The following is an 8798-nucleotide window of genomic DNA, read 5'->3' as shown; positions in this document are numbered from 1 at the left end:
CGGATCCTCCAGCGCGACCCGATCGGCCACCACCCGACGGGCCGGACCACAACCGCAACGCCCCGCCCACACGCTTCGGATCCAGGCGCCCGTCGATCGTCGGGCCGCCAGCTGCGGGAGCCGATGGCGCGGATGCGCTGTCAAGCCAGTCGCTCAGCGCATCCCTCAGTCCGGCAGCCGCTGCACCGCCGCCTCCCTTGTACACACCACTAGTTCCCATCAGGACGCCACCACCGGCCCGAGCAGCGATGTCAGCGCCTTCGAGGTGTCGGTATCGTCGGCACCCACCACGCGCCACCCCTCAAGGACATCGACGTACTGAGCTTCGATGGAACGGAACAGCATCACCGTCGAGGCATTCACATCGGTCGCGCGCAGCCGAGCCAGGGCGACGAGCGCCTCCTGCTGTACCGCCGGATGCAGTCGCGCCAGTGTGATGATCGCGTTCACCGCCGCGAACTGCACGCCCGGCTCGTCCTGGAGGCGTCGGCCGAGATGATCGAGCAGCACCGACACATCTCCCAGAGGCAAGGCCTGTAGCTCGTCCTGAGATACCGCCTCACGTTCGATCTGCGACCTTGACGCCAATGCCGCAGCGATATCCCGCAACTGTTCCGGAAGCCCCTCGTCGACGAGCAGCCGACCATGGAACGCCGCCGCAAGCGTCAAGTACCCGCCAGCCGCAGCCGCGTCGAGGGCAGGCGGAAGCTTGGCCCACCGGATCATGGTTGCCGAGAACGACTCTTCGTCGACACCTTCCCCATCATCTGCGTCCCCGCGATCGGCGGCGGCGCCGGACTCTGCGACCTCGGACAAACGCTCCAGCCGGGGACGCAGCACCCCCGCGCTCAGCCAACCGAGCAGAGTGTCGAAGTCGGTCGGCAACGTGCGCTCCAGCACCATGAGTTTCGCGACCGCATCCGGCGACAATGCAATCCCTCGCCGATCCGCGATCGACTGCCGGACGTTCAAGTCATTCATGAACCGCTTGATTCGACGCGGGTTCGCCTGCAACTTCTCATACAGAATCGGGGTCAACCTCGCCGCGCTCTGCATCGCAGACCGCAACGAACCATCCGCCGGCAGCTCCAGGTCATCGAGGCTCCCGGCAGCGACGCGCAGCTCACCACACGCCCGCACCAGCTCTGCGAACGCATCATCACTGCCGCACTCCTGCTTCGCCAGAAGTAGGAACAAGTATGCCCGCGTGTCGAACGCGCTCAATGCCGGAACTGGCACCGTCGTCTGCACGATCTTGTGGAGATACAAGCTCGCAACACTCTCTCGCCCGTCCCCGACAAGCGGTGTTCCAAGATGCATCCGAATCGCCTCCGCGACCCGCGCCTCATCCGCAGCCACGACGAAGCACATCCCCGGGACCGACAGGAACAAGCGGATCGTCTCGAGAGTCTCGACCACAGTCGGCGGTAGACATCGATCGAGGTCGTCGACCAACACGACGACTCGCGACACATGCGCCAACGCCGGGTCGGCCAGCAGCTTCTGGAACTCCTCCTTGAAAGACGCCATGCCCTTGGGCGAATCGAGTGACTCAGGGTCGTCGCTGACCAAGTCGAAGACGTCGTCCAACGACGGAAGCTGCAAGGTCAAAGCCGTTCGGGCCGCCATCTTCACAGCCTTGGACCAGTTGACACGCTTCACCAGCGCCTTCAGTGCAGTCAGACCCGCCGATCCCACAGGGTCGGACGCGTCAAACTCAGCACTCAACGCACCGAGGATCTCGGCTATCAAACTCTCTTTGGCGCCCACTGCCGGGTCGTACTGCCAAGGGTTCGACCGAACCACGACAACCACTTGACCATCCACGTTCTCCGTGGCGATCCGATTTTCAATCAGATGCAGCACCGTCGTCTTGCCGCTACCCCAAGCGCCCTCAAGACCGAGAGCAACTGGATCCAGCTCACCGTCGAATAGCGCATCGACCACGGTGTCCGCGATCGCATCGAACGACAGCAAGTCTGTCGCCGATGGCTCATCCGACCACAACCGAAAATCTGACCCCACAACAACCCCCAGTGCTTCGCAACTCAACCCAGGCCAGCGTTCCGACCCTACGGACTGGAACCGACTCCCTCCCCAGAACCACACGCCTCAGCCACAAGCGCGTGTCCACGGCACTTGGCAGAGATGCCAAGTGCCTGCCAACTACCCGTGGAATATGTCATTTCGGCGTGGAACCTACAAGTTGAAGTCGCCGCCGGGAGCCATGTCGGCGAAGCGCGAGTAGTGCCCCTGGAACGCGACCGTGATCGTCGCGGTCGGACCGTTACGGTGCTTGGCGACGATCAGGTCGGCTTCACCGGGACGCACGTCCTTGTCGTAGACCGAGTCGCGGTGCAGCAGGATGACCATGTCGGCGTCCTGCTCGATCGAGCCGGACTCTCGCAGGTCGCTGATGGCGGGCTTCTTGTCGGTGCGCTGCTCCGGACCACGGTTCAGTTGAGACAGGGCGATGACCGGAACCTGCAGCTCCTTGGCGATGAGCTTGAGGCTTCGCGAGAACTCCGAGACCTCCTGCTGACGCGACTCGACGCGCTTGCCCGAGGTCATGAGCTGCAGATAATCGATGATGACCATGCGCAGGCCCTCGCGCTGCTTGAGGCGACGGCACTTGGCGCGGATCTCGACGAGCGTCATGTTGGGGCTGTCGTCGATGTAGAGCGGAGCGTCGTTGATGCGTCCTCGCGTGGCGGCGACCGTGGTCCAGTCGCGCGGGTCGAGATTTCCCTTTCGCATGTTCTGCAAGGGGATGGCACCTTCGGCGCTGAGCAGACGCATGGCGATCTCGCTCTTGCCCATCTCGAGCGAGAAGAAGACGGAGGGGAGGTTGTGACCGATGGACGCCGCCCGCGCGAAGTCGAGCGCGAGCGTGGACTTACCCATGGCGGGTCGAGCGGCGACGACGATCATCTGACCACCGTGCAGGCCGTTGGTGAGCTCGTCGAGCTCCTTGAAGCCGGTCGGCACCCCGGTCATCGACCCGTCGCGACCGCTGGCAGCCTCGATCTCTTCGAGCGCGGCATCGACGGCGATCTGCAGCGGCACGTAGTCTTCGGCTGTCTCGGATCCGGTGATCGAGTAGATCTCGGCCTGCGCGTTGTTGACGATGTCGGTCGCATCGCCCTCACCGGCGTAGCCGAGCTGCACGATGCGGGTGCCGGCGTCGACGAGGCGGCGCAGGATGGCGCGCTCCGAGACGATACCGGCGTAGTAGCCGGCGTTCGCGGCCGTGGGGACGATCGACGTCAGCGTGTGCAGGTAGTCGGCGCCGCCGGCGCGACCGAGCTCGCCGGTCTTGATGAGCTCATCGGTGACGGCGACGACGTCGGTGGGCTCGCCGTGCGAATACAGCGACAGGATCGCTTCGAAGATCAGCTCGTGCTTCGGGATGTAGAAGTCGGCGCCCTTGAGGGTCTCGATGACATCCGCGACCGCGTCCTTCGACAGGAGCATTCCGCCCAGGGCGCTCTGCTCGGCGAGGAGATCGTGGGGAGGCGTGCGCTCCGGCGCGCGCTTCGCGCCCATGCGCTCCTCTGAGATGTCGGCGATCGACACAGTCTTCCCTTCGATGCGACGTTTCCGATGCGATGTCGTGGTGCGACGTCCGGGGGCGGGCCCCTCGGGTCTCGGCGCTCACGCCGTCCTGAACAGCAGAACAGAGGCTTCCGACATTCGGTCGCTCGCCCACGCTACGAGCGACTGTTTCCCCATGCAAGACGGCCTGTGGATAACTCTGTGGAGAGCGTGCGAACAAGCCTGGAGTGTCTGTGCACAACGGGTGTGGATAACCCCGTGGAGGAGCGCGTATCCAAACTTTTTTATCGCCTTTGAACAGGCTTTTATCGATTCCCCAGGCTGTGGATGAAAATCAGTTTAAATCGGGCGTTGAAGGTTGCCCTCTGCGCGTTCGGGATGTGTAGAACCTGGGGAAAGTCAAGCCGGGATTTCCTCGGGCGCGTCACGCGCTGACATCCGCAGAAACTCGCGGATAACCCCCTAGACAGATCACCTTCGCGCGAGTATCGTCACCCGCAATCGACGCACCTGCGTCGACAGGCGTTGCCTTCTGAGGGGGAGGCACACGTGCTTGGCCTTCTGAGGGGGAGGTTTACGTGGACGCTCGAGCCACCCGACGCGGCATATCTGCCGGCGTCTTCTGGGGTGGCATCGGCGTGCTCGCGTTGACGACGCTCGCCGTGCTCTTCGCGGGCGGGTCCGCGCACGCGGACGAACAGGAAGACGGCCCCCTCGACGGACTCACCACACTGGTCAGCGAGACGGTGTCCACCGTCACGACCCCCGTGGCTCCGGTGGTCACGCAGGTGGTCGCTCCCGTGGTCACTCAGGTGGTCGCCCCCGTGCAGCAGGCCGCCCCCGCCGTGGTCGCCGCCGTCACGCAGCCGGTCACGAGTGCACCGGTCGTCGGGCCGACAGTGGCACCCGTCGTGAACGCCGTGACCGAGACGGCGGCCACCGTCGTCGCCCCGGTCACCGATACCCTCACCGGAGCACCGGTCTCGCAGATCACCGACCCGGTTCTCGAGGCCGTGTCCGGCATCCCCGTCGTCGGCGGACTCGCCTCCGACCTCGGCCTGATCTCGGCGGTCGGCGACGTGGTCGATGTCGTCGACGACACCACGGCCCTCCTCGGGAACGTGACGAACGAGATCGTCCCTCCCGTACTGGAAGCCATCGACCCGACGAATCCTCCGACGACCCAGGAACCGATCCAGGAACCAGGAGAGGTCTCCGGCGTCATCGCCGAACCCGCGGTCGTGGCGGCCGCCGTCCTCGCGACGCAGCCTGCCGCAGCGACACCATCAGGGACACCGACCTCGGGGTCCGCCCCCGTGGCACCTCCATCGACCCTGCGCTCAGCGATCGAGAGCACCACCGCTGCCCTCGACCACACCACTCCTGTGCCCGCGGGGTCTCCGCCCGGAGGCCCACTCGGCACCGCGGTTCCCGCGTCTTCGTCTGCCGGTTCCGGCGGCGGAAGCGGCACGTCCCCCGCGCGTCTCAGCGACGCGAACGCTTCTCCGCTCCGTGCTGGCGAGCGGACCTCCGGCGCTTCCGACGACGAGGTACCCTCCTCGCCGGTCGCCGACACCGACGTCTCTCCTGACTGACGGATCGTCACGTCGTTCCTTCCGAGGAACGACAGATGCCGTGCTGCACGCGCACTCCGATCGCGTGCACCCATCAGACGATCCACCCAGTCAGGAGAACCATCATGCGTACTTCCTTGAAGCGGGCCCTCTGGGGCACGCTCATCGCCGGGGGCATCACGCTCTTCGGCGCGACGGTCGCGAACGCGGCCGAAACGACCGGAGACGACGGACTGCTCTCCGGAACCCAGGCGGAGACGGCGATCACCGCCCCGGTCTCCGTCGTGAACAACGCCATCTCCGTGGTGAGCGACGCCGTCGTGTCGAGCCCGCCAGCCCCTGCGCCGGCGCCCGCCCCGGCGCTTGCACCCGCTCCGGCACCTGCACCTGCACCCGCTCCGGCACCTGCCGAGACGAGCGGCGAGTCGGGGACGGCGTCCGGTACTCAGGCCGCCGTCACCGTCAACCTTCCCGTGACCGTGTCGAACAACGCCGTGAGCGTGACCGACACGTCGACGACCAGCGCCCCGGCCGGGGCTCCCCAGAGCTCGGCTCCCCAGACCGACACATCGGCCGGGGCGCCTCTCGTGACCACGAACGGCGTGGACGGAGTGCTCTCGGGCACCCAGGCACTGCTCGCGATCAACGCGCCGATCACCGTGACGGGCAATGCCGTGTCGGTTCTCGGCGACACCGAGAGCACGGCTCCGACCGGGCAGGGAGCCGCAGCACCGGCGCCCTCCACCCCGACCGGATCGACGACGTCCGGTGAGGACGGCGTCGGCAGTGGCACACAGGTCATCGCGCCCGTCACGGCACCCGTCACGGTGTCGGGCAACGCGATCTCCCTGCTCGGCGACACGAGCTCGACGGGCGCCGGCACCGCCGGTCCGTCTGGCTCGTCCGCTCCGGCCACGTCGGCGGGCACCTCGGGCGACGACGCGATCCTCGGCGGCACGCAGGCGACCGCGTCCGTCACGGCACCCGTCACGGTGTCGGGCAACGCGATCTCCCTGCTCGGCGACACCTCGTCCACGGGCAGCGGAGCGGCTGCGACCGCATCCCCCGCTCCCGCGACCGGAGGCAACACCACCACCGGAACCGACAGCGTCCTCGGCGGCACCCAGATCACCGCACCCGTCACCGCCCCGATCGGCGTGACCGGCAACGCGATCTCCGTCCTCGATGACGCCACCGTCACCCGCACCGGAACCGGCGGGACCACCACTCCCGCCCGGGCCACCGGAGGCAACACCACCACCGGAACCGACGGCATCCTCGGCGGCACCCAGGTGGCGCTGCCGGTCAACGTGCCGATCACGCTCGGCGGCAACGCCATCTCCGTGATCGGCGAGGCCACGGTGACCGATCCCGGCACGGGAACCGACCCCGGTACGGACCCAGGAACGGACCCAGGCACGGATCCCGGAACGGACCCCGGAACGGATCCCGGCACCAACCCGGGCACCGACCCCGGCACCATCCCGGGCACGAACCCCGCCAGCTCGACCCCCGGCACGTCCGGAGCCGCTTTCGCCTCGGGCGCAGCGACCACCGGCCAGGCCCACGGACTCGCGATGACGGGTGGAGCGCCCGCTGAAGGACTGATCGCCCTCGCCGCGATCCTGCTTCTCCTCGGAGGCGCTGGACTGCTGCGACGCCGCCGGCTGACGGCGTAGCGATGACGCCGGCGGTGCGCTCGTCCTCGGGGGAGGAGACCCGCACCGCCGGTGCGCCGCTGCGTCCACCCCATACGTCGACGGAGTCGTAGCCCCCAGCTCACACCGTCGTTCGACGCCGGCGCAGAAGGGCGGATGCCCCGTGGAATCCCCACCCACGGGGCATCCGTCGCGCCCGGAAGCTGGTTATCGGCGTGCCGGCCGGGAGTGCGGACGGATGCCCGGGCGGTTCATGCGCTCCCGCGCGATGGTTCAGAGCAAGGCGCCCAGGCGACGAGCGAGGACATCGGCCTGCTGCTCGGCGATCTCGTCTGCACCCGGTTCGTCCGGCTCGAAGCCGCTGATACCCGCATGCATGAGCACTCGCGCCTGGGCGGGGCGCCGGAGCTGATCGAACGACATCGGAAGGGCGGTGCAGCGGGAGTCTCCGCTCAGCAGATGCGCGAGTTCGTGGACGACCACATGCAACCGGTACCAGCGCGGGTCGGAAGCCCGGACGGGGATCCTGGCGCGATCACCCTCCACCAACACGTGCCTGGGCGTCGCCTGCCATTCCGCCTCACCGAGAACCTGCACTTCGATATCGATCCCCATCATGGCGGAGACCCGATCCGTGACGCATTGCACGCTCGCCCCGCACTCGACCTCCAACTCATCCATAAGCCGATCCGCTGGGCTTCGACCACTCACGATTTCCCTCACCCCTCGCAATGCCCGGCCCCCTTTCGACCGAGCAACCCTCACACCTGAGAGATGGAACGGGAGGTCGGATCATTACGCCGAACCGGGGAGACTTTCGTCCAGTCTTCGACGACCTTCGACCAGCCCCGACGCGCGCTATGGCACCTGGAGCACACCGCCCTCGTCGATGAGCGCCGCCGTGTCGGGGAAGTCACGCCGACTCCGCTCGTTCATCAGGTCGGTCACCCGACCGGTCGAGTCGGGATGCGGCGCGCCACCGTCGAACTCGAACCGCACGGGTCGCACCCGCCCGGCCACGAGGCTGCCGTCCGCTCGCAGCCGGACGGAGAGATAGGCGCCGTAGCGTGTCTCCTCCTCGGCGCCGAACACTCCCCCGCCCCCGAAGTTGCCCAGGCTGTAGGCGATCAGACACCCGCGGTAGAACTCCGCCCCGCGGAGCACATGCGGGCCATGTCCGATCACCAGATCGGCGCCCGCGTCGACCGCTGCGTGCGCGAACGCGATCGGGTCTCCCCTGTTCTCGCCGTACATGAACTCGGTGCTCGGTGTCACCGCGTCGGCGCCGGGGCCCTCCGCCCCCATGTGCGCATGCACGACCACGATGTCGGCCTGCGCCGCAGCAGCGCGCACCAGCTGCCGCACGTGCCGCAGGTCGGTGATGCGGTTGAAGCCGCTGTAGGGCGCGAATCCGACCATCGCCACCGAGGTGCTCCCGACGCGGGTGACGACGATCTCGTCGCGCTCCCCCACGGCGTCGATCCCCACCGCACGCAGGAGCGTCCTCGTCTCGTCGAAACCCGTCCTCCCGTAGTCGTGGCTGTGGTTGTTGGCCTGGTTGAGCAGGTCGAAGCCCTGCAGGTGGGCGGCGGCATCGGGATCGCTCCGGAACGCCAGGCAGCTCGCGCTGCGGCCGCACTTGTCGTACCCGGTCTCCGCGCTGATCGCCTGTTCGAGGTTCCCCGTGACGATGTCCTCCGTGAACCACGGCCGGACATCGTCGAAGTATGCCCGGCCGCGATCATCCGGCACGGCGTGCTGCACGTCGTAGAGGAGGACGTCCCCGACCGCTCCGATGCTCACCTCCCCCGAGCGCGTCGCAGACGAAGCGCGCGCCTCTGACGTGCGCGCCGGGAACGCCGCCGCCGCGCTCAGCCCGACGGCGATGGCGACCAGCACCAGCACCGCCACCGGAGTGCGCCAGGGGATGCGCGGGCGAGCGGCACCACTCTTCCGGTCGGCCCGCAACCGGGGAAGATCCCAGAGCCAGGACAGCCCATCGCGCTCCGTG

Annotated in this window: 6 protein-coding genes; 2 read left to right on the top strand and 4 right to left on the bottom strand. The window is 67.6% G+C overall.

What is annotated here, in order from left to right; all coding sequences use genetic code 11:
- Nucleotides 1-219 precede the first annotated feature (219 nt).
- On the bottom strand, nucleotides 220-1977 hold the full coding sequence (locus DSP71_RS14245; protein WP_198553654.1) for a P-loop NTPase fold protein: 1758 nt from the start codon (nucleotides 1975-1977) through the stop codon (nucleotides 220-222).
- A gap of 222 nt (nucleotides 1978-2199) precedes the next feature.
- Entirely contained in the window at nucleotides 2200-3576 is a 1377-nt protein-coding gene (gene dnaB / locus DSP71_RS14240; protein WP_113681421.1) for a replicative DNA helicase, read from the bottom strand.
- A 557-nt stretch (nucleotides 3577-4133) separates the two neighbouring features.
- Here dnaB and DSP71_RS14235 point away from each other — a divergent pair.
- Complete coding sequence (locus DSP71_RS14235; RefSeq protein ID WP_061017469.1) at nucleotides 4134-5150, top strand: hypothetical protein; 1017 nt, start codon at nucleotides 4134-4136, stop codon at nucleotides 5148-5150.
- Nucleotides 5151-5254: 104 nt separating this feature from the next.
- On the top strand, nucleotides 5255-6808 hold the full coding sequence (locus DSP71_RS14230; RefSeq protein ID WP_113681420.1) for a chaplin family protein: 1554 nt from the start codon (nucleotides 5255-5257) through the stop codon (nucleotides 6806-6808).
- Nucleotides 6809-7060: 252 nt separating this feature from the next.
- Here DSP71_RS14230 and DSP71_RS14225 read toward each other — a convergent pair whose 3' ends face one another.
- Both DSP71_RS14225 and DSP71_RS22360 read right to left on the bottom strand, forming a co-directional pair.
- Nucleotides 7061-7468 (bottom strand): hypothetical protein, encoded by a 408-nt coding sequence (locus DSP71_RS14225; protein ID WP_058631937.1) that lies wholly within the window; start codon nucleotides 7466-7468, stop codon nucleotides 7061-7063.
- A gap of 177 nt (nucleotides 7469-7645) precedes the next feature.
- A partial coding sequence (locus DSP71_RS22360) for a CapA family protein (protein WP_181800744.1) occupies nucleotides 7646-8798 on the bottom strand: 1153 nt, incomplete at its 5' end.

The organism is Microbacterium sp. H6 (assembly GCF_003314775.1).
GTDB lineage: Bacteria > Actinomycetota > Actinomycetes > Actinomycetales > Microbacteriaceae > Microbacterium > Microbacterium oxydans.
This window is presented reverse-complemented; position numbering and strand designations above follow the sequence as displayed.